Here is a 26,310-nt window from a genome sequence, read left to right as displayed (position 1 = left end):
TACCGACGTAATGTCAACAACTTTTTAAAATTCTTTTTTCAGCTTCGTTGTTACTGTTATGTCTCAACGACGCTTTATAATAATAAAATATATCTTTGTTAAAGTCAACAGTTTTTAACAAAAAAATTCGAAATCATTACTTTTTGATTCAGATGGCTGTTTTATCTAGATCATATCATCATATTATAGGCAAAAGCTAGGTTTAAACTTTGCCTTCTCTATTCTTGAACCCTTTACTTTTTTCAATTTCTTCATTATACGAAGAAATTAAAAAAGAGCTGTCCATTAGACAGCCCCTTCTTATTTCCCTTTAAAACTAGGTCTTCTCTTCTCAGCAAATGCTTGAAGCGCCTCTAGACGATCTTCTGTCGGAATCGTTAACTCATATGCTTTTCGTTCAATTTGCAAACCAGTCTGCAAATCGGCCTTCATTCCTTCTTTGATAGCAAATTTTGCTTGCTGAAGTGCAATTGGCCCATTTTTTAATAAAAGCGAGATAAAAATATCTATTGTTTCTTCTATTTGATATCCAGGAGCTACCTTCGTTACTAGACCACATTCTTTTGCTTCTGATGCCGTGAGGCGCTGAGCTGTTAAAATTAGTTCCATTGCTTTTGCTTCACCAACTAGGCGAGGGAGACGCTGTGTTCCTCCTGCGCCTGGTATAATCGCTAAGCTTGTTTCCGTTAAACCCATAAGCGCTTCTGTTGAAGCGATCCGGAAATCACATGCTAAAGCCAGCTCCATTCCTCCTCCAAATGCATATCCGTTGATGATTGCTATCGTTGGCTGAGGAAGCTGCTCTATCTTAGAAAACACTTCTCCTATTTTGTAAATATTGCGCTTTACCTCTTGATCAGAGAGGGTTTTACGTTCTTTTAAATCCGCACCTACACTAAAAGATTTTTCACCTGCCCCTTTAAACGTCACAACTCGAATATCTTTTTGAATACGAATTCCTTCAATTACTTCTTCCAATTCTTTAAGCATATCGTAATTAAAAGCATTCATCGCTTCCGGACGGTTCAGTATCACATGGGCGACGTGTCCCTTTATTTCATAAGAAATAGATGACATTCTTTTACCACCTCCAAATTGGAATCGCTTTCATTTTATCGCTCCTGAGATACCTGCTGCTTCAGTGCACGCCTTAAAATTTTTCCCGTTGTATTTTTAGGAAGTTCTTTTAAAAATTCAATTTCACTTGGCACTTTATATTTAGCAAGGTGCTCTTTGCAGTAGGCAATAAGCTTCTCTTCCGTTATCTCTTGATTATTGCAAACCACGTAACACTTCACACATTCACCTAAAGAAGGATCAGGAACTCCGATAACAGCCACTTCTACAATATCCCGATGCGCATATAGCACTTCTTCTACTTCGCGAGGATAAACATTATATCCTCCTACAATAATTAAATCTTTTTTACGGTCAACGATATAAAAATAACCTTCCTTATCCATTCTTGCTAAGTCACCTGTATACAGCCAACCATCTCGGAGAGCATATTCCGTATCTTCAGGAAGCTTATAATACCCTTTCATCACATTAGGGCCTTTGACGATAAGTTCGCCAACTTGTCCTACTTCTACTTCTTTTCCCAGTTCATTTACCACTTTATTTTCAACATTCATAATAGATGTGCCTATAGAACCTGCTTTTCTCTCTCGATCAATCGGATTGAAACACGTCACAGGAGAAGCCTCAGATAATCCATAGCCTTCTGCTACCATGACCCCAAACTTACGTTCAAAATGGGTTAGAAGTGCCACCGGCATTGATGCCCCGCCTGATATACAAAGCCTTACCGTGTGAAAGTGCTCTTTTTTCCCTTTGTCATGCTGAAGTAAAAAATTATACATTGTCGGAACGCCAGCAAAAATAGTCGCTTGTCGATTTTGAATTAATTCAAATATAGAAGATGGACTGAATTTTGGTTCAATTAATATCGTTCCTCCATTCATTAAAGGCGCATTCAATGAAACAGTTAAACAAAATACGTGAAACATCGGCAAAGCAGCTACGACTCGGTCATTCCCATTTATACTTAAATAATCTGCTACGTCTTGAGCGTTTGAATAAATATTCTTATGCGTAAGCATAGCTCCTTTTGGTTTTCCAGTCGTTCCTGACGTATACAGAATGATGGCCACATCTTCTTCTTTTAACTCGAGAAAATCATATGTAGCTTCCCCTCTGTTTACAACTTGCGAAAACGTGTGAAAATAAGAAGGTATACTTTCCACTGTATCTGTCGTTTCACATAAGATAACGTGTTCCAAAAATGGAGTGTGTCCAATGATTTTTTTTAAAACAGGGAGAAGTAAATCAACCGCAATAACTGCTTTTACATCTCCATCCTGAAGCATGTAGCTAATTTCATCCGCTGTGTAAATAGGATTAATGGGTATAACAGTAGCTCCTACTCGAAGAGCACCGTACAATCCAATAACAAAATGAGGCGAGTTGCCGACAATTAAAGCGATATGATCTCCTTTTTTTACACCTAATTGCTTCAGACCATTAGCAAACTTAGATACCGATGCATCAAGATCTGCATAAGATGTTTCCTGATCCATAAAAACATATGCCGATTTTTGCGGAAATTGCTCAGCTGTTTTATGAAGCTGTGCTGACAAATTCATCTCATAACTTCCTCCTTTTAATAATGAATGAATGAACAACCATTCATTATTAAGTCATAATAATGGAAAAATTCTTACTTCTTCTATTCTATTATAATGTTACTGCTGTTCTATTGACAAGACTCATCTGTTTAAAAAGAAAAAAAGCCTGATGTGGCAGACTTTTTTCTTAATAGATTAATTCAACAAACTCTTCTTTTGTAATATTACCAAAATAATGTGGAATATCGATGTCCTCTAAGGCTTGTTCAATAGAAGCTTTTTCATAACGAACACCTGTTAATTTTCCCTGCACTTCCTGGACATCTCCCACTCCAAAGAAATCTCCATAGATGGTGCAAGCATCGATTTTCCCTTTATTCACTTCCAAACGAACGTCAATTTGTCCCACAGGAAAGCGGTGAGAGTGCTGTAAGTTAAATTTAGGTGATTTTCCATAGTTCCAATCCCATGACTGATAGCGCTCTTTAGAAATTTGATGAATCGTTTCCCAATCTTTTTCCGTTAGTTTATATTCTGTTATATTTTCTTCTCCCTCAAAGATATACCGAAGCAGCATTTCTCTAAATTCTTCCACCGTTACTTTCTGTTCTAAAAATTCACTGATATTCGCTACTCTATTTCGAATAGACTTAATGCCTTTGGATTCAATTTTATCTTTTTTTACTTTTAACGCTGATACCACGTTTTCAATCTCTGAATCAAAAAGAAGAGTTCCATGGCTGAACATTCTTCCTTTCGTCGAAAACTGAGCATTTCCAGAAATTTTACGTCCTTCCGCCATTAAATCATTTCGTCCGCTTAACTCAGCATTGACTCCTAATTTCTTTAACGCTTCCACGACTGGCTCGGTAAACTTTTTAAAATTATGAAAGCTATTTCCATCGTCTTTCGTAATAAAGCTGAAGTTTAAATTTCCTTTATCATGATAAACGGCACCGCCTCCAGATAGACGTCTCACTACATGAATATGCTGATCTTCAACATATTTTGTATTAATCTCCTCAATGGTGTTCTGGTTTTTTCCAATAATAATAGAAGGTTCATTAATATAAAACAGCAGATATGTCTCATTAATATCTAGATGCTTGAGCGCATATTCTTCAATTGCTAAGTTAATTCGGGGATCATAATTTTTTTGATTATCAATAAATAACATTCATTTTCCTCCTTGTTATTCCCATACGTATCCTGATTCAGCTAACGTAAGCGTACCTTGATAATGAGCAGCAGCTTCCTCTACTAGCTGTTGGTGTTCTCCGTAGTGTGGAAGGTGAGTAAGCATGAGTTGTTTGACACTTGCTTTAGAAGCAAGTGTACCGGCTTCTGTACTTGTCATGTGTCCAGCACCGCTTCCATCTTGGCTAGCATAAAAGTTACATTCACAAATAAGAAGATCTGCATTTTCTGAGAAAGAAACAAATTCTTCTAAATAGCTCGAGTCCGCTGTGTACACGACGGTTTGATTGCCAGCACTTATTTTCATGGCATAACAAACGACTGGATGTTTCGTTTTCATAAATTCGATTGTAAAAGGCCCAACGTCAAGTTTTTGACTCGGATCGTACTCTACTCCTTTGGTAATTCCTTTATGAGTAAGTTTGTTGAAGCTTTCCTGATCATATGTATGTCCGTAAATAGAAAGTTCCTTAACAGCGTTCCCTAGATGAGTCTGAATGAGGCGAGCATATTGAAATACTCCGACATCAGCCACGTGATCATGATGGTAATGAGATAAAATCATCGCATCTATTTCTTCTGGTTTTGCATATTTTTGCAGCTGAGCTAATGCACCGCTTCCACAATCAACAAGCAGCTGAAATCCATCGTGCTCAACTAAATAGCTAGAAGTAGCTTCTGAAACAGCAGGATATCCTCCCCAAAAACCAATAACAGTTACTTTCATTTCAATCACCCTTTCGTACTATTTTTATTACGTTCAGTATACCCTACTTTTTTTTGAAAACTAACTGAAAGATACTCGTTTTGCCTATTTTATCGAAATAACTCATTGTTATATAACAAATAACCACTTAGAATAGCAAAATAGGCTAAATTGTTATAAAACATAATTGACATTTCAACATCTGTTATAATACAATATTAGTAACAAAAAACAACGGAGGGGATTTAAATGTTAGAAAAAATGACTGAATTTTTTAAAAGATTACCCAATAAAAAGTGCGTAGAATGCGGAAACGACATCGAGGAACAGCATGAGTGCTACGGAAACAAATGCGATCACTGCCTAGATATCTTGAAATAAAAAAAGCTGAAACTGTTTTATAACAGTTTCAGCTTTTTTTATACGGTCAAACTGCGATACTCGTTTGGCGTAATGCCTTCTACTTTTTTAAACACTTTTCGAAAGTATTTATCATCATGATATCCAATCATATTCGCAATTTCATAGATTTTTAGTTCTTCATTTAGTAAAAGTGATTTGGCTTTATTCATTCTGACTTTCACCATATAATCTGAAATATTTTCTTGAAATTCTTGCTTAAACTTTCTCGAAATGTATTCACGGCTTAAATAGAAACGTTCCGATATTTCTTGAAGCTTCACATCTCGATGAAAATTTTGCTGCAAAAATTGTTCGATCTCATAAATAACTTCGCGATTGTTTTTCTTGCTATACCTTTTTATTACTTTTAAAAAACGCTTTACTTCACGCTTTTTTCTCTCTACATACTTTGCTAGCTGAAACTGCCCATCTTGGTTATAGAAAAAAGAAAGAACATATTCAGGACCATTACTTATCGTATAAGGAATGTGATATCTTTTCAACCAATGCTGGCTTAACAGCTGATATTCCTGCTCAAAATGCAGAATTTGCTTTAATGATAGATAATTTTGTGCTTCAAAAGCTGCGATAATTTCGTTGAATACCGGCAAAAAGGCTTCAAACTTCCCTACTTGCAGCGCTTCTTCAATTTTACTGTTATAATCCATCATATTTATTAATAAAGCACTTGCTAAAACGTCTTGCTCGCCGTAGACCTTCACTTTATTTTGATCAAGAACATTGCTTAATAAAAGCGAGTTTTTCGCATGTTCATAGGATTTCATTAGCTGATCAATAGAAGAGACTTTGCACCCTCTTGCAATCCGACAGCTCACGTCTAACGTACGGCGAATTGCTGTATGTAAAGTCGTCAGCAAAGAGGTGATGCGTTCAAAATCATTCCAAAATATAATGATAATTTCCCACTTATTTGATAAGTAACGGAAGGCTACCCCATTTTCTCCTGCCATCAGCATTTCATTGATTACATTTAAAATTGAAAAATAGGCTAAATCCCGGTCACCGCCAAAAGAACGAATAATGGATTCATCTACACGTACAATCCCCACTTCATATTCTCTAGTCAGATGGAAACCAAACTCTTCATAGATTGATTGATTTAGCAAATAATTGTTCATTAACTGCGTCAGTTTTCGATCTCGATAAATCGGCTTCATTTCATTGATTAAACGATAGCTGCTATTATGGACTTTTCTGGACTCTTCTTCTTTCTTCCATTGAGTTACAGCTCGTACAAGCGTATCGTTTAAAATCGAAGGATCCACTGGCTTTAGAATATAATCCGTACTTCCAAAATGAATAGCTTTACGCATATAGTGGTAGTCATCATACCCTGTTACCACAATCGTTTTGCTAGAAGGTGAATTCTCTTTAATCCACTCCAACAAAGCAATTCCATCGATATTAGGCATCTTCATATCAGTAAAAATGATTTCCGGTCCGTGATCCTCAATAAGCGCAATCGCTTGCTCACCGCTATCAGCTTCTATCACATCTGTAATTTCATGCTCTTCCCACTGTCCAAGCAGCTTTATTCCTTCTCTTACATGCTCTTCATCATCCACGATTAATACTTTCATCACTATCCCTCTTTTCTTCAATTGTTGTTAGCTTTATGACAACGGTAAAATCGTGATTTTCTTGACTGCTAATTTGCATTGAAGCATGATCTCCATAGTAGATGCGAAGTCGTTCATAAATATTTTGCAACCCAATATGCTCATCTGTTTGATTATACGATTGCTGAAGTCTCGCTTTTAATTGATTCAACTCTTGCTCTCCTATCCCTTTTCCGTTATCAGAAACAGTTAGAATCAGTTCTTCTCCGTTTAACTTCGCTGAAATCAACAGCTTTCCGCTTCCTGTGCGGGTTTCGAATCCATGTTTAAAAGAATTCTCAACAAGAGGCTGCAAGATCATTTTCGGTATTCGCATAAGCTCTGCCTCTTTTTCGATATTTAACTCATACTCAAACTTTGAACCAAACCGCTGCTTCTGCAGACTCAAGAAAGCTTTTACGTGATCGACTTCTTGCTTTAAGCTAACGATATCCTCTTTCATATTCATGCTGTAACGCATAATGTGAGAAAGTGAGGTTAATAAAGAATATACTTCAACTGCTTTATGCTTAAGGGCAAGAGTTCCAATCGATTGAAATGCGTTGTATAAAAAATGCGGATTAATTTGTGACTGCAACACTTTTAGCTGCGTTGATTTATTTTCTAACTCCAATCGGAATTTACGTTCAATTAAGTCATTAATTGTTTCTACCATAGAGGTAAAGTGCCTTCCTAAAACACCAAATTCATCGTTTCCAAGCGATTTAAACCGGACTTCAAATGATCCTTTTTCCACTTCTTTCATATTGCGAATTAATACGTTAATCGGCTGTGTAAAACGGACCGATGTAAAAAGCGTAGCGATAACGAGCATACACAAAAATGGCAGGCCAATTAATACATTCATAAGTGCTGTCTTTCTTGCATCTTCATATAAAACACTGTAAGGAATTCGCTTCACAATGTATAAGTCCTCAAAAGGCTGTTTAAGCTTTTCATACATTAATACGCCTGAGAAGCTTTTATCTTCCCATTCCATGCTGTGATCCTCTTGAGACGTAAGCGCCTTTAGCCACGGGTAGTTTTCGTTTTTTCCAATAACCTTTGAATCCGAAGAATACAAAACCTTCCCTTTATTGTTCATTAAATAAAAATCTTCTGACTCTTCATTATATAAGCGCTGCGATATAGATTGAATTTGGGTCATGTTAATGTCTAAAGATAGATAAGCTAACAACTTGTCTGATGGAATTTCATCAATCCGCTGATGAAAGCTAATAACTTGATTCGGCAGTGAGTCAATTAACGTTGATAAATTATTGTAGCTATAAATTTCATGGGTAGGCTCAATGGCAAGAAATTTATGATGTTTATTTAAATAAGAATAGTAAGGCTGAGTGTAAATATCATCGTACTTCCCTCTGCTGCTCACTTTCGAATTATAAGCTGTATACGAGTCATGCCCGTTCTCAATATAAAGATGGAGCTGTTCAATCTCTGGACGAGTATTATATAAATAAAGAAGAGTGCGTGATATTTCCAGTTGATTGGCTCCTAAATCACTTGATACGCCTTCATCTAACACTTTAATAAATGGGTGGTAGCCGTACAGCCTTTTTGTAATATTAGCAATTTCATTTAAGTAATCACTCAAATCATTGCTTCCATTTTTAATAACTTGATAGTTGGTAGAAATAAATCGATTCTTAACCGTTTCTTTTGTGTATTGATACGTAAAAATCGTTGAAATTAAAAAGGGAATAACGGTTGCGAATAAGAAAAACAAAATTAATTTCTTGCGTATGCTCCAGCCTTTCACAAATAACCTCCTTTGACTAATGTCATACATTATGACTATTATTATACATTAAAAGCGCTTTCAATTAACTATTATTTTTTCATAACTATGAATCTAACCAGCTATTTTTTCACACCAAAAAGTCCGCGTTTTCCACGCGGACTTTTTGGTTATTTTTTCATTTTTGCCCAAATTGTATCTAATTTCTTCATAAACTCTTCTTCCGTCATTTGTTTGCCTGCGTAAGACTGCATTGCTGCGCCTACTTCTTGAACCGTTCCTTCTGGATACTTAAACCAGTTCCAAGATAATGTTTTGCCTTCTTCAGAGTATTTTAAGATATCATCAGATAAAGAATCGATTCCTTTTCCATCGATGTTTTTGAACGCTGGAATGAACTTGAACTTTTCAACTAAGAATTTTTGACCTTCTTTAGAAGAAACCATCCAATTTAAGAATTCCTTCGCTGCTTTTTTATCTGCATCTGGTGCATTTTTGTTCACTACCCAGTTATTTGGAACTCCGATTGCTAATTTATCATTTTTCTTCGCATCGTTGCTGATCGGCATTGGGATAAAGCCCATTTTCATGTCCGGATTGATTTTCGTGATCATATTTACCGTCCAGTTACCTTGTTGCATCATCGCTGTTTCACCAGAAGCAAATTGAGTAACTTGTGTATTGTAATCTGTCGTTAATGGATTTTTATTTCCATACTTTAACGTTAAATCGAACAGATTCATAAATTGCTTAAACGTTTCATTGCCTTCAAATTTTGCTTTTCCTTCGTTTAGACCTTTAATAAACGCATCTGGATCATCTTGCTGCGCCATTGGAATATTAAATAAGTGGTTACCTAGCACCCACCACTCGCCGTATCCGTTAGAAAATGGCGTAATGCCTTTTGCTTTAAGCTTTTTAGAAGCTGCTTCTAATTCCGACAGCGTCTTAGGCAATTCTTTAATGCCTGCTTTTTCAAATAAATCTTTATTATAAATAAAACCATAACCTTCTAAGTTTAGCGGCTGACCATAGATTTTCCCGTCCATTGTCATCGGTTCTTTAGCGATATCATACAGATTATCTACCCACGGCTGATCAGACAAATCTTCTAATTTATCCTTCCACGTTTGCGCTTCTTGGAACCCTCCATTATTAAAGATATCAGGTTCATTTCCAGAGGCAAACTGTGCTTTTAATGCTGCACCATAGTCCGCTCCTCCGCCGACTGTTTGGATGTTAAACTTTACGTTTGGATGTTCTTTTGTATATTCATCCGTTAATTCTTTCAGCTGATCTGCAATTTCCACTTTAAACTGGAACATATCAATAACAACTTGATCACCTGAGCCTGTTGATTTACTTGCTTTTGAATCCGTACCTGAGTTTGAACATGCTGTCGCAAATAAAAGTGATGTTGCTAACACGCCAGACATTATTGAAAGCCTTTTCATTTTCATTCGTTTTGCCCCCCTTGATATCTATCTCTCTTTATTTTACCGATTCTAGGACATTTGAACAGGTAACAATATTGAACAACCGAGTGGAAAATATTGAACACCCCCCTTCAGCACCCTTCGACAGGTCTTTCTTCTTCCGCAAAAATTTCTATAAAATTTTTATCTGTTTTATTCCACCTAATAACATTTATAGACAAAATTATGTTAATATGTAGAGTGATAGATTCATAAGAAAATTTATGAATTTTTTTAACTTGTATAAACAAAGTGAAGGGGTTTACATGAAAACTAAAAAGCGCAAAAAAACACATGTCTCATTTCGAATTAACTGGCTGTTTATTGTGGTTTTCCTGCTTTTTTCTGCACTCATTTTACGATTAGGCTTCGTACAGATTGTGTACGGAGAGAACTATAAACGAGAAGTTGAAAAAACAGAAGATGAAACGGTAGATTCACCGGTTCCTCGCGGAAAGATGCTAGACCGCTATGACCGCGTTATCGTGGATAATAAACCGTTGAACGCTGTCACGTACACGCGTTTGAAAGGCGTCTCTCAAGAAGACAAGCTAAAAGTAGCTAAAAAGCTTGCCACTCTTATTGATGTTCCTGTTACAACAGACGTGTTTGGCAAATCGGATAAAAAGAAAGATAAAAATACGATTAAGCTAACAGAACGCGACTTAAAAGATTATTGGATTGCAACTCATCCAAAAGCAGCAGCGAAAAAAATTACCGCAGCGGATAAACAAAAAGTAAAAGAAGGTCAGCTTTCTGAAGATGATTTGTATCCTCTTCAGCTGAAGCGCATCACCGAAAACGAACTTTTATCGGTGAAAGATGACCTTGAAGTGATTGCTATTAAAAGTAAGATGGAAGGCGGCTACGCATTAACCGCTCAAATTATTAAAAGCGGCTTAACTGATAAAGAGCTTGCCGTTATTAGTGAGCAGCTGGGTGACTTACCGGGCGTTGATACGACAACTTACTGGGACCGTATGTATACATACGACGACTTACTTAGTACCTTGCTTGGTAAAATCACATCGGCTGATGAAGGATTGCCGAGCGAAAACTTACAGTACTACTTGTCACACGGCTACAGCCGTAACGACCGAGTAGGAAAAAGTTATTTAGAAAAGCAGTATGAAGACGTTCTTCGGGGTCAAAAAGCCCGCGTACAAAACGTAACGGACCGCTCCGGCAACTTAGTTAGTCAGGAGACCGTTACTGAAGGTCAGCGCGGCAGTGACTTAATTTTGACAATTGATATGGAGCTGCAAAAGCAAGTCGAAGATGCTTTAACAAAAGCTGTGACTTCTGGAGACAAAGGAACACGATTAATGGACCGAGCGTTTGCTATTATGATGGATCCTCATACAGGAGACATTTTAGCAATGGGCGGAAAACAGCTTGTTACTGATAAGCAAACCGGAGCACGTAAAGTACAAGACTTCGCTCTTGGTAACATGACAACTTCTTATGAAGTAGGGTCCGCAGTTAAAGGAGCGACCGTTCTAGCAGGACTTGATTCAGGCGCTATCCAGCCTGGTACGGTTTTTTACGATGCGCCGATGAAGTTTGCTGGAGGAACAATTAAAAAATCGTCTCATCCAATTGGAGCAACAGGTATTCAAAAAGCTTTGGAACAATCATCAAACGTGTTCATGTACCGTACGGTTATGAGCATGGCTGGTGAAACATATCGACCTGGCGGAAAGCTGAATATTCCTCCATCTATTTTTAACAAACTGCGCTCATACTATAGCCAGTTTGGTCTTGGAATTTCAACTGGAATTGACCTAGAAAATGAATCGACGGGTATTCGTAACAGCGTCACAAACGAACCGGGTAAAGCGTTGGATTTTGGTATCGGACAGTATGATACGTACACACCGCTTCAGCTTGTTCAGTACATCTCAACGATTGCTAACGGTGGATATCGCATGAAACCGCACTTAGTAAAAGAAATCCGCGAGCCTGAGCTTGATAGCGAGCTAAAAGGAAGTATTCAAAGTTCTGTTGAACCGGAAGTGTTAAATCGTATTACGATGAGCCAATCAGAAATTGAAATTGTTAAACAAGGTTTCCGTCGCGTAGTCACAAATGGAACTGGTAGAGCTCTAGGAAACGGAACAGCATATGCAAAATACAACATTGCTGGTAAATCAGGTACAGCTGAAACCTTCAACAAAGGGGTCAGCGTTCGTAACTCTACATTCGTTTCATACGCGCCTTATGATAACCCCGAAGTAGCCGTAGCGGTTGTTATCCCTTCTGCTTATGTAGCCGGAACTTCGAATTCATTAAGCAAAAAAGTTACTGGTGAAGTTATTAAAGCTTACTTCGACCTTAAGAAACAAGGCGAAAAAGAAGTAGAGCAAAAAGAAGAAGATGCAAAAACAGGAAATACAGAATTAAACGGCGTAAAAAAAGATGATAATGAACAATAAAAAAAGGTCTCGTCATGAGACCTTTTTTGTTTTTTCTATGAAAAAAGCCCATCTCACTGAGACAGACCGCGTAAAAAGTATAGTTCAATTAATTCAGCAATTTTTTCTTCTGAAAGCGGCTCATGCCGTTTTTCCCAATCATAGACGAGTGCAATGTACATTTTAAATAGTAAAAAAGCTGTGAGCTCCGGGTTGCACGGTTTGATTTCTTTTTTAGAAATCGCAATTTCGATTTTGTTTTTTATATAAGTCAAAATCTCTTCTTCTACTCGCACCAGCACTTCTTGCACTGCTGTAGTGCCTAACTGCTGTTCCTGTACCAGCTTCAGCATGAGCTGATGCTCAGTGCGGAATTCTAAGATTCGAAAAATGGCTGCTTGGGCATTTTCAAAAAAAGGACGGCTGCTGTCAATGACAGTTTCAGCTGCATCTGTCATTTCTCGAATCATTCGTGTCACAATTTCATCGAATAACTCTTCTTTGTTTTTAAAAAAAGTATAAATCGTTCCTTTTCCGACATTTGCAAGCTTCGCCACTTGCTCCATAGTCGTTGCTTTATATCCAAACAGCGCAAATGATTTTGACGCTGCATCAACAACTGATTGCTTTCGGTCTATAGCCACGTTATCCCCTTCTTTCTGACCAAATGAATATTTCAGTCAACAAGTACGGTTTTACTATAGCATAAGTTTCTTTTGCTTTTCAACCACAATCTCTTCTCTTAGCATAACCTTTCTCTTCAGGTAGTAGACAAAAAAGCGGAGCATTGATTCATCGCTCCACTTCTACAGCTGCTGCACATATTTAACCGCTTTTTTAGCCACATCTTCTCCTTGCTCTACACATTCTGGTATACCCAGACCTTCGTATGAACTTCCCGCTACATAAAGACCGGCAAGCTCTTTTTCAAGCTGTTCGTTCATTGTATCTAGCATATCGTGATGTCCGACCGTATACTGAGGCATTGACTGCTTCCATCTCGTTACCGCGTAAAATTCAGGCTCAGCAGAAATGGTAATGAGCTTCTTCAAATCCTCCAGGACAATTTTAAAAATTTCATCGTCAGGCTGATCCACCACAGCTTCATCCCCGGTTCGTCCAACTAAACATCTTAGCAGCACTTTTCCTTCCGGAACCGCATGCGGCCACTTTTTATTTAGCCACGTGCATGCCGTAATCGTGTAATCGCTATTTCTGGAAACGGCGATGTTCATTGCATCTAGATTGTCTTGCAGCGCTTCTTGTGCAAAGGCTATCACAACAGTAGCTACTGAAGTGGAAGGCATATGCTTTAACGGTTCGAATATTTTATATTCCGAGAGCATAGACTGAGCAGCTGCATGAGGAGAAGTTACAATAACGCTGTCTGCTTTTATTACTTTCCCGCTATTTAAGGATAATTCATATGTGGTATCTTCTTTATAAATTTTCTCTACCTTTATTCCTTTTGTAATAATATCAGGATCTATTGCTTTTTCTACCCCATCTACTAGCGATTGAAGACCTTCTTTTAATGTTAAAAAGACGCTATTTTTTTTAAACTCCGAATCATCACCGTGCTGTGGGTGAATTTCTTTTAGCTTTTTCATTCCAACAATTAAGCTTCTGTACTTATGTTCAGCATGCAAAAACTGTGGAAATGTTGATCTTAAACTCAAACGATCAACGTCTCCTGCGTAAATTCCTGATAATAGAGGCTCAATTAAATTTTCAACAACTTCATCACCAAACCGTCTTCTAAAAAATACGCCTAGCGAACGGTCATCCTGATTTTTTGTCTTCGGTATAAAAAAATCAGCTGCTGCGCGCAGCTTGCCAACAGGCGAAAATAGCCCTGTTGTGATAAAAGGAGATAACTTGGTTGGTATCCCCATTACAGCACCATCAGGCAGCGCATGCGGCGTATCTTTTACTAGAATATAGGATTTTCCCTTTTCATTTCCGACTAGCTCCCGACCTAGCCCCACTTCTTTTGCCAGTTTTGTAGCAGCTAGCTTACGCGCTAAAAATGAATCAGGACCTTTTTCAAATAAATAACCGTCTCGTTTGACCGTTTGAATTTTCCCGCCAAGCCGATGCGTCGCTTCTATTAGTTGAAGATCAATAGGCAGCTGATGATCCTTTATTTTTTTTTGCAAATAATAGGCAGCTGAAAGACCTGTTATTCCTCCACCGATGATGACAACCTTTTTTCGTCTATCCGTCATGTTATCATCGCCTTTTCTGTAAAATTCAATATAAAGAGAAGCGATTATGGAAACCCATAGCTCGCTTCTTACTTTTCTTTATATTGATTATAAGTTACTTTTCGTCCCTGTTCAACGTACAAAGAATCTATATTGACTTAACGGGCAATTCGTTTTAACACAACTGTAGCTAACCCATCGATAAATTCAGGCTGTGCATTCGGCATTTCAGGACGGTAATAGTCAGCCCCAATTTCATCTGTTACCACTTTGCATTCGTAGTCGTTATCATAAAGTACTTCTAAGTGATCCGCGATAAATCCAACCGGGGTATAGACGAACGACGTATAGCCTTTTTCTTCATGCAGTTCTCTTGTTAAATCTTGGACATCAGGACCTATCCATGGCTCAGGCGTATTTCCAGCACTTTGCCAGCCAATTTCGTAATGTTCAATACCAGCTGCTTGTGCAATTAAATCCGCTGTTTCTTGAAGCTGATTTGGATATGGATCTCCTGCTGCAATAATTTTTTCTGGCAAGCTATGCGCAGAAACAATCAATACGGCTTTTTGGCGTTTCTCTTCGTCTATTAAATCAAACGTTTGTTTAACACGTGTAGCCCAGTACTGAATGAACTTTGGCTCACTGTACCAGCTTTCTACGGAATGAATGATTGGTCCTCCTAATTTTTCAGCTGTTTCTTTGGCGCGTCCATTATAAGATTTTACGCTAAACGTTGAAAAGTGAGGTGCAAGCACAATGCTGACCGCTTCTTTAATTCCGTCTTTATGCATGGCTTCTACTGCATCTTCAACAAACGGTTCAATATGCTTTAAGCCAAGATACGCTTTAAATTCAATTTCATCCTGTACTTCATTCAAGCGCTTTTCTAGACTTTCCATTTGCTGCTGCGTAATTTTTGCAAGAGGTGAAATGCCCCCAATTGCTTCGTAGCGGTTTTGTAAATCTTCCAAGGCTTCCGGTGAAGGTTTACGTCCGCGGCGGATATGTGTATAGTAACGTTCAATATCTTCTTCTTTATATGGTGTTCCATATGCCATTACAAGTAATCCCATTACTTTTTTACTCATGTGTTCGACACCTCTTTGTTAGATTCAATACTTGTCTTCATTTTGCCATGAATAAAAAGAAAAATTCAAAGTTTAGCGCTCCAAATTATTTGACAATTTATTGTCTATTTGCAGAATATTCATGAATAAAGGTTGTTAAACGCTTCAACGTTTCCGGCTGAACCTGTGGAAAGACGCCGTGCCCCAAGTTGAAGATGTAACCAGGACTGGCCATCCCTTTATCTAATATTTCTGTTACACGTTCTTCAATAACTTCCCATGGAGCTAACAAAATAGCAGGATCTAAGTTTCCTTGCAGTGTTTTTGTTAAGCCTAGTGCACGTGCTTCATCCAGCTGCGTTCGCCAATCTAATCCCACTACATCCAGCGGCAGATCATGCCATTCTTTTGCCAAATGACTTGCTCCTACTCCAAACATAATGAGAGGTACATTTTTTTCGCGCAAAGAGGTAAAAATCCGCTCCATAACAGGCTTTATAAAATAACGATAATCCGCTACATTTAAAGCCCCCACCCATGAATCAAAGATTTGAATGGCTTTTGCTCCAGCGTCAATTTGCGCTTTTACATATGTAATCGTCATATCTGCTAACTTATCCATTAGCGCAAACCATGCTTTAGGTTCCGTGTACATAAATGCTTTTGTTTTATTATAGTTTTTTGAAGGTCCTCCTTCAATCATATAGCTTGCTACTGTGAAAGGAGCACCGGCAAAACCAATTAGAGGTACGTTTAACTGTTCTGTTGTTAACAGCTTAATCGTATCTAATACATACGGAACATCTTCTTCCGGGGTAATTTCTCCTAGCTTTTCTACATCGCTTAAAGATTGAATTGGATTAGAAATGACAGGACCAATTCCTGACTTGATTTCAACATCCACTCCAATTGAAGGAAGCGGTGACATTATATCTTTATATAAAATAGCTGCATCCACTCCGTACTGTTCAACCGGCAGGCGTGTTACGTATGCCCCAAGCTCCGGCTGATGAGTGATTTCAAATAGAGAGTACTTCTCTTTTAGCTTTCGGTATTCCGGCTGTGAACGCCCTGCTTGGCGCATATACCAAACCGGAACATGATCCGTTTTTTCCCCTCTACAGGCTTTTAAAAAAGTATCGTTAAACGTTCCTTGACTCATAATTTCCACCTTTCTCGATTGTCTTCCATCCGTATTTTCTTCGATTAGACAGACAATAATCAGCAAAGGAACATACCGGTTCCTCTACTGATTAAAGTTTCACGTTATATTCTCTACTTGTCACTATACCCATTTCTTTACGACTTGTATAGCCACCTGCTAAAAATGTCAAAAAATCGCCCTACTCTTCCTTTTTTTATTGAAAAAGAGCAGGTGTTACTTCGTTGGATTTTTTTCCTTTTTGTTGTGTTTGGGAATTGTAAGGAACTACATAATAAGTAGGACTGTCGAGCAGATTTACACGCTCTTTTTCAAATGCTCCTTTTCCCTTCACTTTGCCAATCAATTCGGCTTTATCCCCTTTTTTCTCATAAACATAATAAACAGCTCTTTTATCAGGTGAAGGTGTCCACGATAAACTTACCGTTAGCAAACCAAATGGATGGAATGTTAATTCTTGTTTTAAGTCTTTAACTTGCTCTAAACGTATTGGTTTTGGCAGATCTTTAACGCCTGCTGGCTTTTGAAATGCAGCTTCGTCGTAACCAGCTCTTGTTAGAATGTCTTTAAATAATAGAGTTGGATAAGAACTTCCTTTTGTTAAATAGTGCTGGTCATTTGTAGAATCATATCCCATCCACACGCTTCCTACAACATGTGGGGTATATCCAACAAACCAAGCATCTCTTGTGGCTCCTTTAACATTCGTATACGAAGTAGACCCTGTTTTCCCTGCTAACTCTCCTTTAAACTCTCCATTTTTTGCGGTTCCTTCTTTAACAACTCCTTGAAGCATTTTTGTCATATACCAAGCCGTCTGTTTTGAAAATGCTTTGTGAGTGTCGGGAACAGCTTTTGCAATCACTTTTCCATCTTGATCTTTTATCTCTTGAATAAAGTACGGTTGGATGTTTTCTCCATTCTCAGCAAATGCCCGGTACGCTCCTGCTAATTGAAGCGGTGTAATTCCTTCCTTTAATCCTCCAAGAGCAATCGCAAGCCCTTTATCTTCTAACGGAATTCCTAGCTTTGTGAGATACTGCTTGCTTGTTTCAACTCCTAGCTGATTCAATGTCCAGACGGCAGCTGCGTTTTTAGAATCTTTTAAGGCATCGTACATCGTTACCTTTTTAGCATATTGGCCGTCTACGTTTTTAGGTGTGTATCCCCCGTAGCTTCTAAGCTTGTCTTGCAGCAACGAATAAGGCTTGAATTGACCTTCTTCTAACGCAGGGCCATATACCGCAATAGGTTTCATCGTAGAACCTGGCTGTCTTTTGACATTTACGCGGTTGAGCGATTTTTGTACATAATCTCGTCCTCCCATAACAGATAAAACTCCTCCGCTTTTGTTATCGACTAATACAAAAGCACCTTGGGCACTGTTATCTGTACCTGGAAAATAACGATTTTCTTTCATCAGCTCGTAGGCGGCTTCTTGTACTTTTATATTCATCGGTACTTTGACCGTATAACCTCCGCGCAGAAGCTCATTGCCCGAAATGCTGTATTTCTTCTCTGCTTCTTGGATAACCATATCGATATAGGTTAAATACGCTGGATTTTCAGCCTGCTCCTTTATGTTCAACCCCAGCGTTCTTCCTTGCAAACGGACATTTTTTTCAGCTGATAAATAACCTGCTTTTTGCATGGCATTTAACACAACATTTCTACGTTCTATACTTTTTTCTGGATGTAAAATAGGAGAATAGGAATTCGGTGCTTTTGGCAGTGCAGCGAGAAGTGCACCTTCTTCTACCGTTAATTCGGAGACATCTTTATTGAAGTAAAGGTTGGATGCAGCTTGGATTCCATAGGCTCCGTGTCCAAAGTATATTTGATTCAAATACATTTCAAGCAGTTTTTGCTTACTGTAACGCTGCTCCAAGTTAATGGCCACCACTACTTCTTTTGTTTTTCTAAGCAGCGTTTTATCATTCGATAAAAACACATTTTTAGCCAGCTGCTGTGTTAAAGTACTTCCTCCTTCAACACTTCCTCCAGCCAATATATCTCGGTATAATGCTCGGCCAATAGATTTAAAATCGATTCCGTGGTGTTCATAAAAACGAACATCTTCAATTGAAATAAATGCTTGTTGCACATGCTTTGGAATCTTGTCAATTGAAACCAAGTCCCGATTTTTCACATAGAGCTTTGTTAATTCGTCTCCATTTTCATCGACTAATCTCGTAGCCGAGTCCATGACGATTTTTTTCTCATCAATTACATAGTTTCCAAGAAACAAGATGATAATATATCCAATCAATCCTAATAGAAAAATTCCAACTAAGGCAGCAATTGCGTATAAGCCTTTTTTGTACATCGTGCCACCCCTTTTCTCCCGCTAAACTTTTGATAATATGGAAAACAACTTCATCAATGTTTTACTTTACCATCTTCATTAGAAGTTCACAATTTTTGAATTTTTGTGTGTAAAATTTTATAATTTTAGTATGATTTACAATTGTAAATTGTATGCAATTCCCAATTAGAAAGGAAGTATAATCCATGAAGATCTTTATTACTTACGGAACAGGCCCTTACCTTCAAAAGTTGATCGACGAACATCCGAGTGAACGTTTATTACTGCTTCACAAAGATGACGATCAATTTGCACTAGTCCACGAAACAGATGGAGATACAATTTTTAAAGAAGGACATGCTTATGAAGTATTAGATGCTTCTGGAGATCTTGCAGATAGCGGATTTGCTGTACTAAATAATATTTCAGTTACAGATGAAGGCCGTCCTTTGTTTGAACAGCGATTTAGCCAACGCGCTCGTTTAATTGAAAATGAAGCAGGCTTTTCAGCTATTCGTGTGCTTCGTCCACTGCAAAATGACACATACATTATCTTTACAGGATGGAAAGATGAAAGTTCATTTAGCGATTGGCAGTCTTCAAAAGCCTATAATGAAGCACACAAAAAACGCGGTACGTCAGAAGGCGTGGATCAGCAGCCATCGATTTTCTCTCGCCCTTCTTATGTGACCTCATACCACGTAGTTAAATAAGTAAACATCCTCCTAGTAGGCGAGTATCACAATAGGCACAAACGTCATATTGTATACTACATCACCTATTAGGAGGAATTTTTATGGGCATAGAGCTTGGAGCTCTTCATTGGATGTATGTCCTTTTTATCGCCTTCATTATCGGCTTTATGATTATGCGGCGAGATACGAGTATCCTTTGTATACTCGGGATTTTTTTGCTTTCCTTAACGGCTACCTCTTCGTTAAGCCACTCCGTCAGCGCTGTTTTTTCCAGCTTCATTTATGCCATTACAGAACTGCTTCCTACCATTTTAATTATTTCAATTATTGTATCCATGAGTAAAGTCTTAATGGCTACAGGAATAAATGAATCGATGATTTCACCTTTTGCTCGCCTCATTAAAACACCTACTCTTGCCTATTGGGTTATTGGATTAGTTATGATGACCATCTCCTATTTTTTCTGGCCTTCTCCAGCCGTTGCTTTACTTGGAGCCGTGCTTTTACCAGTTGCCATCCGCGTAGGACTTCCAGCTATAGGCGTAGCTGTAGCGATGAATTTATTCGGCCACGGCGTTGCGCTTTCAGGAGACTTTGTTATTCAAGCTGCCCCTAAGATAACCGCTGACGCAGCAGGTCTTCCGGTTCACGAGGTTGTTCAAGCAAGTGTCCCTCTTGTCATTGTGATGGGAGTCGTTACCACACTCTCTGCTTTTTACTTTCTAAAACAAGATATGAAGCACAATAAAATTCAGTCGCAACCGACAATTTTAACAAGCAGCTCTTCTAACCAATCCACACCTCTTTCTCCTTCATTACGCCGGGCTTTAGCCATTATAGTTCCTCTTTTCTTTGCTATAGACGTATGGGCAATGTTCGCCCTTCATTTACAGGGAGGAGATGCCACTGCTCTCGTTGGAGGTACAGCTCTATTTATTTTAGTAGTGGTGTCGCTTATTGCTCACAAAGGAAAAGGTCTCGAACAAACCACTTCCTACTTGATTGAAGGCTTGCAGTTTGGGTTTAAAGTATTCGGTCCCGTTATTCCGATTGCCGCTTTTTTCTATTTAGGAGATGCTGGATTCAAAACAATCATTGGTGACTTTCTTCCGAAAGGATCACATGGACTTGTCAATGACCTAGGCGTTGCACTTGCTTCGACTGTACCGTTAACTGCACAGGTCGCTACTGTGACGATAACTGCGCTAGGAGCTATTACAGGGTTAGACGGTTCAGGCTTTTCAGGTATTTCACTCGTAGGCTCTGTCTCTCATTTATTTGCATCTGCTTTAGGATCGGGCGCTGCCACGCTAACTGCTTTGGGGCAAATTGCTGCGATTTGGGTTGGAGGGGGAACGTTGATTCCATGGGCGCTCATTCCAGCTGCTGCGATTTGTGGAGTCAGTCCGTTTGAACTCGCTAGACGCAATTTAAAACCTGTAGCGATTGGATTAGTTGTTACAACGATTGTCGCAATGTTCCTAGTTTAAACAAAAGCCCCCTTCTTTTGATGAAGGGGGTCATATGTATATATTTGTTACATACCTTTTGGAAACTCTTTTTCCGCTGACGGCCTTACATACGCATAAACAAGCGTATAGAAGAAAATGCCTACAATTAGCCACATAAGCCCTAAGCTGTAGCCAGCTAATACATCTGTTAAAAAGTGTTCTCTTAACAGAATACGGCTCACGCCGATTAACAAAACAAGTAAAGTAATTGCCCGCTGATACCACTTGGCCACCTTTTGATTGTTTATATGCTTGATCAGAAAAAAGAAAATCAGACCGTAGATAAGAATTCCCATCATTGCATGGCCGCTTGGAAAACTGTAGCCTTCGATGCCTTCAAGAGGACGGGCTCGTTCTACCGCATCTTTAACGGCTTTATTAATAATATCGCCGCTTAAAATAAGTAAAAATGAGGATATCATGCCAATATAGTCTTTTTTAAAAAATAAAAAAACAATAAGTACAGCTAAAAGAACCATAATCATCACTTTTGAAGCTAAAAAAGACAGGCCGTGAAAAACAGATGACGCTGACTGAAGAATAGTGCTGTCATCTATAGCTGAAACAAGCCAGCGGTCTCCTTGAAAAGAATCTGTCGACACAGCAAACAACACTCCTAAAAAAACGAGACCCGCAATCCCAAACGCCCACATCAATTTTTTGTACAGAGATGCAGTTTGTGAATCTACCATATCGTTACCTCCTATTATCTCACGAGAAAATTGGTAAAAAACTCATTCTTTGTCCCTATTTCTCATCTTATGTATCTATTATGTATATAAAATATTTCATGATTCAATTACTTTTTTCAATAACAACGCTTACATTCTTTTCTTTTTTATAGATAATGATATAATGATTAAAATGTCAAAAAATTCAAAACTTTATTCAACTTACACAGAAAGGATATGGTTATGTGAACTCCAAGCTACATACTTTACTTGAAGAAAAATTTGATGAAATGGTTCAAATTCGCCGATATCTGCATCAGTATCCAGAACCGTCTTTTAAAGAATTTCAAACTGCTGCCTACATTCGGTCTTTTTATGACAAGATCGGTATTTCTTACCGAGCAAATGTAGGAGGAAACGGCATTGTAGCAAGCATTCAAGGAGGAAAACCTGGTCCTACTGTAGCTTTGAGAGCCGACTTTGATGCCCTTCCTATTCAAGATGAAAAAGATGTACCCTATCAATCAACTGTTCCGGGCGTGATGCATGCATGTGGCCACGATGGTCATACGGCTACTCTTTTAGTCCTTGCTAAAGCGCTTTTTGAAATAAGAGATTCTCTCCCTGGTAAAATCGTCTTCATTCATCAGCACGCCGAAGAGTATGCTCCCGGAGGCGCCAAGTCCATGATTGAAGACGGATGCTTAGACGGTGTAGACGCGATATTCGGAACGCATTTATGGTCATTAACTCCCACTGGTGTGGTTCAATATCGAACGGGCCCTATTATGGCTGCTGCTGATCGCTTTGAAATTACGATCAAAGGAGCAGGCGGACACGGTGCACAGCCCCACAAAACAAAAGACTCAATCGTCATCGCTTCTCAGCTTGTTGTTAATTTACAGCAAATTGTAAGCAGACGTGTAAATCCAATTGATTCAGCGGTTGTAAGCATAGGTTCTTTTGTAGCAGAAAATGCATTTAATATTATCGCTGATTCTGCTCGACTAATTGGAACGGTAAGAACATTTAATGAAGATGTACGAAATGATGTCGAAAAAGAAATCGAACGAATTGTCCAAGGTACATGCTTAACGGCTGATGCTTCTTATGAGCTGAGTTATACGCGCGGCTATCCTTCCGTCGTAAACCACCCGGAAGAAACGGCCTTTCTTGCTTCTGCTGCTTCTCAAATCGATGAAGTTCATACAGTCGAAGAAACGGAGCCTCACATGACTGGAGAAGATTTCTCTTATTATTTGCAGCATATTAAAGGAACGTTCTTCTTTACAGGAGCTCAGCCAGAAGGTGTAGATGCTCCTTATCCTCATCATCATCCTAAATTTGATTTTAACGAAAAAGCAATGCTTATCGCAGCGAAAACGCTTGGTACGGCTGCTGTTGAGTATTTAAGAGAACAAGCTCATTCTAAAAACGCAATAAAAGCGAATTAATCATTCAGCAAGCATTCGTACAGATAAACAGACGATTGCTTGCTGTTTTATTTTAGGAAACTTTTTCTCACTTAAAACGTAGTATTTATATCGACTGAAAAGAGGTGACTTTTTTGAATACGTATGAAGAAAAAGTGTTACGAGAAGCTGAACATTGGAAATTTAGCATGTTGAAACGACCTTCTAAATTTCAGCGTACCGCAAAATCCTTACAGCTTAAACTAAATGAAAAAATCCCTGCTAAAGTCCATAGAATTATAACTGAAAGTATAAAAAAAATGGTTGAAACCACGCTTGTTGGGTCCGATTTCACGACTAAAAAAAGAGATGTCAGCGGTCTTTCGTTTGAAGAAAAAGAGAAAAGAATTTTGGAGCTCATACCTAAGTACAAAAAAACAGCTGCTGTAGAAGGAGCTGGTACTGGTGCAGGTGGTCTCCTTTTAGGCGCAGCAGATTTCCCACTTCTTCTTTCCATAAAAATGAAGTGCTTATTTGACATTGCCGCGACGTATGGTTTTGATGTAAAAGAAAAAGAAGAACGCATTTATATGCTGTATATTTTTCATCTTGCCTTTTGCAGCGACGACCATAGAACGAAGCTGCTCGAAGTAGTAGAAAGCTGGGAGGAAAAGAAAGAGGAACTTCTTGAGCTTGATTGGAAAGCTTTTCAACAAGAATATCGCGATTACATTGATGTTGTGAAAATGTTTCAGCTGATGCCGGGAATTGGAGCTGTTGTAGGTGCGTATGCGAATTATCAGCTTCTTGATCATCTCACAAAAGTAGCGATGAACGTCTATCGCTTTCGGATATTATCTTCGTCTCAAAAGTAGTCTAAAAACGTAAAAAAAGCTCCATTCGGAGCTTTTTTTACGTTAATTTTTTATTTACATATGCATTTACAAATAAGTGAATAAATATAGCACCTGCTGCCAAGGAAAGCAGTGCAGCAACTATATTAGAAAAAGCCACCACTATGGCGAGCACAAGAATTTGTACATACAGCGCTTTTTTCCATACGTCCAAAAATGCCCTTTTTCGTTCTTTAGCTTCGACTGGATAAAGAGAAAGCCATAAAATTTGCTTGTGCTGCTTCCAAAGCGGGAGTAATTGAAAACCCGTCATGTATACAACAAATAAAACAACCACTATATTGCCGTATTGAAACGGCGCAGCTACAATTAAAAATCCGCCAATGACAGTTAAGCGAACGAGCAAGCTTAAATAATCTCCTGATCGCAAAAATGTTCTGGTGTACAAGTAATGGTAAGTAGCATTTTGACGAAATGGAATACGTGTTACTAGCCAATCTAAATATCTACGGCGTTTGATTCGTTCTTTGACTTGTGGAACATCCGTAAATAAATTAGCTAATCGATAAAAATAGCCCATGCGCTTTTCTTCTAAGTCAATTAGCTTTTCCCATTTAATCGGCTTCCTTTTTGTAAGAGAGCGATAATAAACGGCTAGCGCAATCATAATTACCGCTACAATTCCTGTGAAAAATACGTATGCATGCGAAAATAAGAAATAAGTAAAAACTGCGTTTAAGAAAAACCTGACGATATAATCTGTCCACTTCGCCCACTTTTCTTCAAACCATACGGCCCACCAAGACATGCCTAAGTTTACAACTTTCAGAATGAGTAATAGCAGAAAAAACACAAAAATATTTGAGTAAGAATCATGCATTACTTTTACGTGAAGAGGCGCTGCTGCACCCGTTGCAAATAATAAAATATAAAGCTGAATCGTAAAGGTAAACCAAAAAGATTTTTTGAAATAAGGCTGCAGCTTCGTCTCCAAAGGAAGCAAAAAGACTAAATCAGGTCGTTTTAAAAACGTTTGAATTTGGCCCATTGTTAAAATCAATCCCATAAGGATCGCAATCACTACAGCCGAAGGAAACGCAGGTGTTAATGTACTCAACCACTGTTGATAATAGTAGGCTAAACCGCCAATCGCAAAAATTAACACTAATTTAATGTGATCATTTAAGATATATTTTGTATATCTTCTTACATCCACTAAATACTGCTGAAATCGTTGCTTCCATAATGCGTCAATCTTACTCATAGCCTTCTTCCTTTGTTAATTCAATATAAATTTCATCAAGAGTAGCATTGCGCATCTGAAATTCTTCTTGAAGATCTTTAAGCGTTCCTTGCGCTCTTACTTCTCCATTATGTAAAATAACAAATTTATCACAGTAGCGCTCCGCGGTCGCCAAAATGTGTGTGGACATTAAAATGCCTGCACCTTGCTTTTTCATATCCGTCATCAAATCAAGTAAAGATTGAATACCAAGCGGGTCTAAACCTAAAAAAGGTTCATCAATAATATAAAGAGACGGCTGAACCAAAAAAGCGCACATAATCATAACCTTCTGCTTCATCCCTTTTGAAAAATGCGCGGGAAACCATTTTAACTTCCGGTCTAAACGAAATTCTTTTAAAAGCGGCTGCAGACGTGCTTCATATGCTTGAGGCTCAAGTCCATAAGCCATAGCTGTCATATCCAAATGTTCTTTTAATGTTAATTCATCGTAGAGCACAGGAGTTTCTGGAATAAACGTAAACTGACTTCGATAGCCTGTTGGGTCTTGTTGAAAGGTTTTATTATTAATGGATACACTTCCTTTTTTTGCTTCCATTAATCCAATGATATGTTTAATCGTTGTACTTTTTCCGGCTCCGTTTAAGCCGATTAACCCAACTAATTCACCTGCATTTACATCAAACGATACATCTTTTAAAACGGGAGTTTTCGTATATCCCCCTGTAATATTGTTAATTTGCAATAAAGAACCCATCACGATCTCCTTTTATTTGTTCTTTTTTGTCTACAAGCGCAAGCGCTATTTGCTCTATTGTACCAAATCTTTTTCGTCCTCACATCGTTTTCAATTCTTTTCGGTTAATTTTTCCAGAATATAATCGAAATATCGGGACATTCTATATAGGGAAGAAGGAAAACAAGTTATTGATTACAACTAATCATTACAAAGCTTCTTACATTTGGGATGAGGTGTCTACA

Annotated in this window: 22 protein-coding genes; 7 read left to right on the top strand and 15 right to left on the bottom strand. The window is 38.3% G+C overall.

All coding sequences use genetic code 11. The annotated features are described in order from the left end of the window. Window positions 1–300: 300 nt before the first annotated feature. The 4 genes from WKH56_RS34425 to WKH56_RS34410 form a co-directional block, all read right to left on the bottom strand. Complete coding sequence (locus WKH56_RS34425; RefSeq protein ID WP_047751671.1) at window positions 301–1,077, bottom strand: enoyl-CoA hydratase-related protein; 777 nt, start codon at window positions 1,075–1,077, stop codon at window positions 301–303. 35 nt (window positions 1,078–1,112) lie between these two features. After that, on the bottom strand, window positions 1,113–2,645 hold the full coding sequence (locus tag WKH56_RS34420) for a fatty acid--CoA ligase family protein (protein WP_028412536.1): 1,533 nt from the start codon (window positions 2,643–2,645) through the stop codon (window positions 1,113–1,115). Window positions 2,646–2,814: 169 nt separating this feature from the next. Continuing rightward, window positions 2,815–3,804: a lipoate--protein ligase gene (gene lplA, locus WKH56_RS34415; RefSeq protein WP_098626103.1), complete on the bottom strand. Its 990-nt coding sequence runs from the start codon at window positions 3,802–3,804 to the stop codon at window positions 2,815–2,817. Between the two features lie 15 nt (window positions 3,805–3,819). Next, window positions 3,820–4,551: an MBL fold metallo-hydrolase gene (locus WKH56_RS34410; RefSeq protein WP_034267959.1), complete on the bottom strand. Its 732-nt coding sequence runs from the start codon at window positions 4,549–4,551 to the stop codon at window positions 3,820–3,822. A 228-nt stretch (window positions 4,552–4,779) separates the two neighbouring features. On the opposite strand from WKH56_RS34410, the gene yhfH reads away from it, so the two are divergent. Then, window positions 4,780–4,911, top strand: a complete 132-nt coding sequence (yhfH, locus tag WKH56_RS34405; RefSeq protein ID WP_080968649.1) for a protein YhfH — start codon at window positions 4,780–4,782, stop codon at window positions 4,909–4,911. 38 nt (window positions 4,912–4,949) lie between these two features. Here yhfH and WKH56_RS34400 read toward each other — a convergent pair whose 3' ends face one another. From WKH56_RS34400 to WKH56_RS34390, 3 genes are all read right to left on the bottom strand, one after another. Beyond that, window positions 4,950–6,533, bottom strand: a complete 1,584-nt coding sequence (locus tag WKH56_RS34400) for a response regulator (RefSeq protein WP_048020495.1) — start codon at window positions 6,531–6,533, stop codon at window positions 4,950–4,952. Continuing rightward, window positions 6,511–8,331 (bottom strand): cache domain-containing sensor histidine kinase, encoded by a 1,821-nt coding sequence (locus WKH56_RS34395; RefSeq protein ID WP_310884179.1) that lies wholly within the window; start codon window positions 8,329–8,331, stop codon window positions 6,511–6,513. Before WKH56_RS34395 ends, WKH56_RS34400 begins: the two co-directional genes overlap by 23 nt. A 149-nt stretch (window positions 8,332–8,480) precedes the next feature. Next, window positions 8,481–9,770 (bottom strand): ABC transporter substrate-binding protein, encoded by a 1,290-nt coding sequence (locus WKH56_RS34390; protein ID WP_013081692.1) that lies wholly within the window; start codon window positions 9,768–9,770, stop codon window positions 8,481–8,483. Between the two features lie 281 nt (window positions 9,771–10,051). Between WKH56_RS34390 and WKH56_RS34385 the strand changes: the two genes are divergently transcribed. Then, window positions 10,052–12,220, top strand: a complete 2,169-nt coding sequence (locus WKH56_RS34385; RefSeq protein WP_168761458.1) for a peptidoglycan D,D-transpeptidase FtsI family protein — start codon at window positions 10,052–10,054, stop codon at window positions 12,218–12,220. Window positions 12,221–12,273: 53 nt separating this feature from the next. Here WKH56_RS34385 and WKH56_RS34380 read toward each other — a convergent pair whose 3' ends face one another. From WKH56_RS34380 to WKH56_RS34360, 5 genes are all read right to left on the bottom strand, one after another. After that, entirely contained in the window at window positions 12,274–12,843 is a 570-nt protein-coding gene (locus tag WKH56_RS34380) for a TetR/AcrR family transcriptional regulator (RefSeq protein ID WP_028412542.1), read from the bottom strand. Between the two features lie 162 nt (window positions 12,844–13,005). Continuing rightward, on the bottom strand, window positions 13,006–14,427 hold the full coding sequence (hemY, locus tag WKH56_RS34375) for a protoporphyrinogen oxidase (protein WP_013055331.1): 1,422 nt from the start codon (window positions 14,425–14,427) through the stop codon (window positions 13,006–13,008). A gap of 137 nt (window positions 14,428–14,564) precedes the next feature. Beyond that, window positions 14,565–15,497 carry a ferrochelatase gene (gene hemH, locus WKH56_RS34370; RefSeq protein ID WP_028412544.1) on the bottom strand — a complete coding sequence of 311 codons (933 nt, stop codon included), beginning with the start codon at window positions 15,495–15,497 and terminating at the stop codon, window positions 14,565–14,567. A 97-nt stretch (window positions 15,498–15,594) separates the two neighbouring features. After that, window positions 15,595–16,638, bottom strand: coding sequence for a uroporphyrinogen decarboxylase (hemE, locus tag WKH56_RS34365; protein ID WP_013055329.1), 1,044 nt, complete (start codon window positions 16,636–16,638; stop codon window positions 15,595–15,597). Window positions 16,639–16,834: 196 nt separating this feature from the next. After that, window positions 16,835–18,964, bottom strand: a complete 2,130-nt coding sequence (locus WKH56_RS34360; protein WP_048020500.1) for a transglycosylase domain-containing protein — start codon at window positions 18,962–18,964, stop codon at window positions 16,835–16,837. Between the two features lie 185 nt (window positions 18,965–19,149). Here WKH56_RS34360 and WKH56_RS34355 point away from each other — a divergent pair, with 185 nt between their 5' ends. Both WKH56_RS34355 and WKH56_RS34350 read left to right on the top strand, forming a co-directional pair. Next, on the top strand, window positions 19,150–19,656 hold the full coding sequence (locus WKH56_RS34355; protein ID WP_013055327.1) for an antibiotic biosynthesis monooxygenase family protein: 507 nt from the start codon (window positions 19,150–19,152) through the stop codon (window positions 19,654–19,656). Between the two features lie 83 nt (window positions 19,657–19,739). Further along, window positions 19,740–21,128 carry a hypothetical protein gene (locus WKH56_RS34350; protein WP_168761456.1) on the top strand — a complete coding sequence of 463 codons (1,389 nt, stop codon included), beginning with the start codon at window positions 19,740–19,742 and terminating at the stop codon, window positions 21,126–21,128. 47 nt (window positions 21,129–21,175) lie between these two features. Here the strand turns inward: WKH56_RS34350 and WKH56_RS34345 are convergent, their stop codons facing one another. Beyond that, window positions 21,176–21,841 (bottom strand): phosphatase PAP2 family protein, encoded by a 666-nt coding sequence (locus tag WKH56_RS34345; protein WP_310884178.1) that lies wholly within the window; start codon window positions 21,839–21,841, stop codon window positions 21,176–21,178. 224 nt (window positions 21,842–22,065) lie between these two features. Between WKH56_RS34345 and WKH56_RS34340 the strand changes: the two genes are divergently transcribed. Further along, window positions 22,066–23,274 (top strand): M20 family metallopeptidase, encoded by a 1,209-nt coding sequence (locus WKH56_RS34340; RefSeq protein WP_028412548.1) that lies wholly within the window; start codon window positions 22,066–22,068, stop codon window positions 23,272–23,274. 113 nt (window positions 23,275–23,387) lie between these two features. Beyond that, window positions 23,388–24,107, top strand: coding sequence for an EcsC family protein (locus WKH56_RS34335; RefSeq protein ID WP_028412549.1), 720 nt, complete (start codon window positions 23,388–23,390; stop codon window positions 24,105–24,107). Between the two features lie 37 nt (window positions 24,108–24,144). Here the strand turns inward: WKH56_RS34335 and WKH56_RS34330 are convergent, their stop codons facing one another. Beyond that, on the bottom strand, window positions 24,145–25,350 hold the full coding sequence (locus tag WKH56_RS34330) for an ABC transporter permease (protein ID WP_047751679.1): 1,206 nt from the start codon (window positions 25,348–25,350) through the stop codon (window positions 24,145–24,147). Beyond that, window positions 25,343–26,086, bottom strand: a complete 744-nt coding sequence (locus tag WKH56_RS34325; RefSeq protein WP_034267986.1) for an ABC transporter ATP-binding protein — start codon at window positions 26,084–26,086, stop codon at window positions 25,343–25,345. The genes WKH56_RS34330 and WKH56_RS34325 overlap by 8 nt, the downstream gene beginning before the upstream one ends. Before the next feature lie 26 nt (window positions 26,087–26,112). Here WKH56_RS34325 and WKH56_RS34320 point away from each other — a divergent pair. Continuing rightward, a partial coding sequence (locus WKH56_RS34320) for a hypothetical protein (RefSeq protein ID WP_342837754.1) occupies window positions 26,113–26,310 on the top strand: 198 nt, incomplete at its 3' end.

The sequence above is a fragment of the Priestia sp. SB1 genome (assembly GCF_038898415.1).
This window is presented reverse-complemented; position numbering and strand designations above follow the sequence as displayed.

What these genes read in the sequence shown, in the direction of transcription:
- lplA (WP_098626103.1), bottom strand. Translation starts at nt 3,804, where the DNA reads ATGTTATTTATTGATAATCAAAAAAATTATGATCCCCGAATTAACTTA.
- WKH56_RS34410 (WP_034267959.1), bottom strand. Translation starts at nt 4,551, where the DNA reads ATGAAAGTAACTGTTATTGGTTTTTGGGGAGGATATCCTGCTGTTTCA.
- WKH56_RS34400 (WP_048020495.1), bottom strand. Translation starts at nt 6,533, where the DNA reads ATGAAAGTATTAATCGTGGATGATGAAGAGCATGTAAGAGAAGGAATA.
- WKH56_RS34345 (WP_310884178.1), bottom strand. Translation starts at nt 21,841, where the DNA reads ATGGTAGATTCACAAACTGCATCTCTGTACAAAAAATTGATGTGGGCG.
- WKH56_RS34325 (WP_034267986.1), bottom strand. Translation starts at nt 26,086, where the DNA reads ATGGGTTCTTTATTGCAAATTAACAATATTACAGGGGGATATACGAAA.
- WKH56_RS34350 (WP_168761456.1), top strand. Translation starts at nt 19,740, where the DNA reads ATGGGCATAGAGCTTGGAGCTCTTCATTGGATGTATGTCCTTTTTATC.
- hemY (WP_013055331.1), bottom strand. Translation starts at nt 14,427, where the DNA reads ATGACGGATAGACGAAAAAAGGTTGTCATCATCGGTGGAGGAATAACA.
- WKH56_RS34390 (WP_013081692.1), bottom strand. Translation starts at nt 9,770, where the DNA reads ATGAAAATGAAAAGGCTTTCAATAATGTCTGGCGTGTTAGCAACATCA.
- hemH (WP_028412544.1), bottom strand. Translation starts at nt 15,497, where the DNA reads ATGAGTAAAAAAGTAATGGGATTACTTGTAATGGCATATGGAACACCA.
- WKH56_RS34420 (WP_028412536.1), bottom strand. Translation starts at nt 2,645, where the DNA reads ATGAATTTGTCAGCACAGCTTCATAAAACAGCTGAGCAATTTCCGCAA.
- WKH56_RS34355 (WP_013055327.1), top strand. Translation starts at nt 19,150, where the DNA reads ATGAAGATCTTTATTACTTACGGAACAGGCCCTTACCTTCAAAAGTTG.
- WKH56_RS34385 (WP_168761458.1), top strand. Translation starts at nt 10,052, where the DNA reads ATGAAAACTAAAAAGCGCAAAAAAACACATGTCTCATTTCGAATTAAC.
- WKH56_RS34330 (WP_047751679.1), bottom strand. Translation starts at nt 25,350, where the DNA reads ATGAGTAAGATTGACGCATTATGGAAGCAACGATTTCAGCAGTATTTA.
- yhfH (WP_080968649.1), top strand. Translation starts at nt 4,780, where the DNA reads ATGTTAGAAAAAATGACTGAATTTTTTAAAAGATTACCCAATAAAAAG.
- hemE (WP_013055329.1), bottom strand. Translation starts at nt 16,638, where the DNA reads ATGAGTCAAGGAACGTTTAACGATACTTTTTTAAAAGCCTGTAGAGGG.
- WKH56_RS34360 (WP_048020500.1), bottom strand. Translation starts at nt 18,964, where the DNA reads ATGTACAAAAAAGGCTTATACGCAATTGCTGCCTTAGTTGGAATTTTT.
- WKH56_RS34425 (WP_047751671.1), bottom strand. Translation starts at nt 1,077, where the DNA reads ATGTCATCTATTTCTTATGAAATAAAGGGACACGTCGCCCATGTGATA.